The organism is Parafrankia sp. Ea1.12, assembly GCF_900465275.1.
Taxonomy (GTDB): Bacteria; Actinomycetota; Actinomycetes; order Frankiales; family Frankiaceae; genus Parafrankia; species Parafrankia soli.
This window is the reverse complement of record NZ_UBIZ01000651.1, coordinates 1-2,399: the sequence shown is the minus strand read 5'-3', so window position 1 is coordinate 2,399 and position 2,399 is coordinate 1. Positions and strand designations below refer to the sequence as shown.

Genomic DNA, 2,399 nt, shown 5'->3' with positions numbered 1-2,399 from the left:
GGCCGGATACTCAGCTCTCCCGGGACGCCCGGTTCACGGCGCTGACGACCGCGCGCAGCGAGGCGGTGACGATGTTGGGGTCGATCCCGACCCCCCACAGCACCGTCTCCCCCACCGCGACCTCCAGGTAGGCCGCGGCGCGGGCATCCGCGCCCGAACCCAGCGCGTGCTCGTTGTAGTCGAGGACGCGCACCGGCACACCCCGCTCGGACAGCGCGGCCACGAACGCGTCGATCGGGCCGTTGCCGCTGCCCGTGATGACCGTCTCCGTGCCGTCCAGACGTACCGAGACGGTCACCTCGTCCCGTGCGCCGCTCGCCGCGGTCGTCCGTGATCCGAGCAGTTCCAGCGATGCCGCCGGGTCCCCGCCCTCCGGCCGGTACTCCCGGGTGAAGATCTCCCAGAGCTGGCCGGCCGTGACCTCGCCGCCGGCGTCGTCGGTGTGCTTCTGGACCACGCCCGAGAACTCGATCTGCAGCCGGCGGGGCAGGTCCAGCGCGTACTCCGACTTCATCAGGTACGCCACGCCGCCCTTGCCCGACTGGCTGTTCACCCGGATGACGGCCTCGTACGAGCGGCCGACGTCCTTCGGGTCGATCGGCAGGTAGGGGACCTCCCACAGCGTCTGGCCGGTCCGTTCCATCGCCTCGAAGCCCTTCTTGATGGCGTCCTGGTGGGAGCCGGAGAAGGCCGTGTAGACAAGGTCGCCGCCGTAGGGATGGCGCGGGTGCACGGGCAGCTGGTTGCAGTACTCCACGGTGCGGCGCACGCCGTCGATGTCGGAGAGGTCGATCATCGGATCGATGCCCTGGGAGAACAGGTTCATCCCCAGCGTGACCAGACAGACGTTGCCGGTACGCTCGCCGTTACCGAACAGGCAGCCCTCCACCCGGTCGGCGCCGGCCATGACGCCCAGCTCCGCCGCGGCGACCGCGCAGCCCCGGTCGTTGTGCGGGTGCAGCGACAGCACCACCGAGTCCCGGCGGGTCAGGTTGCGGCTCATCCACTCGATCTGGTCGGCGTACACGTTCGGCGTCGACATCTCGACCGTGGCGGGCAGGTTCAGCACGACGGGGTTGTCCGGGGTGGGCGCCCAGACGTCCATCACCGCCTCGCAGACCTCGAGCGCGTACTCCAGCTCGGTCCCGGTGAACGACTCGGGGCTGTACTGCCAGCGGACGTCGGTCCCCTCCAGCAGCTTCTCCGCGTACTGGGCGCACCAGCGGGCGCCCTGCACCGCGATGTCGGTGACGCCGGCCCGGTCCAGGCCGAACACGACCCGGCGCTGCAGGGTGGACGTCGAGTTGTACAGGTGGATCAGGGCGCGGCGGGAGCCGACCAGCGAGGTGACGGTGCGCTCGATCAGCTCCTCGCGGGCCTGGGTCAGCACCTGGATCGTCACGTCGTCGGGGATCAGGTCATCCTCGATCAGCTGACGGACGAAGTCGAAGTCGGTCTGGCTCGCCGCCGGGAAGCCGACCTCGATCTCCTTGTAGCCCATCGCGACCAGCAGTTCGAACAGCTGCATCTTGCGCGACGGCGTCATCGGGTCGATCAGGGCCTGGTTGCCGTCCCGCAGGTCGACACTGCACCAGCGCGGGGCCTCGGTGATCGTGGCGTTGGGCCAGGTGCGGTCCGGCAGCGCGACCGCCGGGAACGGGCGGTACTTCTCAATGGGCATGCCGGACGGTTGCTGCGGTGTGATCACTGCTCCTGCTTCCTCGGAAGAGCCGGCGGTTATCCCCCGCCGAGCGGGACCCGGCGCTGACGCACGAGAACTCCGCGGCGGGGAAGCCAGCCATCTGTCCGGCTCGGATCAGCCGGATCGGATCAGGCCCCGCCGCGGCACCTAAGAAGAAGCAGCGCACGCATCACGGTGGCAGTTTACCGGATCGCCCAGCCCACCCGCCGGCCCAGCGGTCAGCTCCGGACGGCGCCAGCCACCACGCCAGCCACCACGAACCGCCCCGAGCGCGCGGCGAGATCATCCGAGCGGATGGTGCAGACCACGGCTCGCACCCCCCGCTCCCAGCTCGCCTCGTCCGGCCGCACCGACCCGACGACCTGGTGCGGGCCCACGTCGAGGGCGCCGACGTACTCGCGCATCGACCCGGCGCAGACGTCCCGCGCCGTGGTGTGCAGGACCTCGACGCCGGGCCAGTCGGCGAAGCGGCCGCCGAGATTGACGATCTTCGTGACCTCGTCGACGTGCGGGGCCGCACAGTCGACGCGGACCGGCGTGACCGGAGACACGGACCGGGCCGACCAGGCCATGCAGTCACCCTTGCGGATCGCGGCGAACAGCCCGGGCGCCAGGTCGAAGCCCCCCGGCACCCCGACCGCGGGGTCGACGGTGAGCGGAACCGAGCTGGCCGAGAACCCGACACCGCCCCCGCTCC

The 2,399-nt window shown here is 70.8% G+C and carries 2 protein-coding genes; both read right to left on the bottom strand.

Annotation, left to right across the window (positions count from 1 at the left end; genetic code table 11):
* Positions 1-10: 10 nt before the first annotated feature.
* Complete coding sequence (leuA, locus tag FMEAI12_RS34505) at positions 11-1,681, bottom strand: 2-isopropylmalate synthase (protein ID WP_235015049.1); 1,671 nt, start codon at positions 1,679-1,681, stop codon at positions 11-13.
* A gap of 239 nt (positions 1,682-1,920) precedes the next feature.
* Positions 1,921-2,399 (bottom strand): septum formation family protein (locus tag FMEAI12_RS34500; RefSeq protein WP_200835514.1); only part of this gene is annotated, 479 nt, incomplete at its 5' end.

What these genes read in the sequence shown, in the direction of transcription:
- leuA (WP_235015049.1), bottom strand. Translation starts at nt 1,681, where the DNA reads ATGCCCATTGAGAAGTACCGCCCGTTCCCGGCGGTCGCGCTGCCGGAC.